Genomic DNA, 437 nt, shown 5'->3' with positions numbered 1-437 from the left:
AAGTCCAACCTGCTCTTCCGCGGGCAGGACAGCGCGCTCGGCTACGTCTGGATCGAGTTCACCCACCGGGAGACCGGTCAGGCCGTCACCTGCGGCATCGGGCTGCACGCCCAGCGGCACCGCGACACACCGGCGCGTTGGCACTTCCTCGCCGACGGCCGCGTCGGCGAGGACTTCTCCCTCCTCACCCACGACGACCGGCCGATGACGAGAAAGCAGCTCGCCGCCGAACTCGGACGCGAGCTGATCACCTCCACCGCCGACTACCGCGCCGCCGTCGACCAGCGCCTGTTCGGCCTCGGTCCGGAGCGGTACGAGCAACTGCTCACCCTCATCCTCACCTTGCGCCGCCCGCAGCTCGCCAAGAACCTCGACCCGGCCAAGCTCTCCGACACCCTCACGGCCGGTCTGCGACCGCTGGACGACGACCTGATCGC

General features: G+C 69.8%; 1 pseudogene. It reads left to right on the top strand.

The window, feature by feature from the left end:
• A pseudogene (locus tag AC5P09_RS52150) lies at positions 1–437 on the top strand (TIGR02680 family protein); the annotation flags it as partial.

The organism is Streptomyces sp. a15 (genome assembly GCF_059026085.1).
The sequence above is the reverse complement of the archived record's forward strand: the minus strand, read 5'-3'. Positions and strand labels throughout refer to the sequence as shown.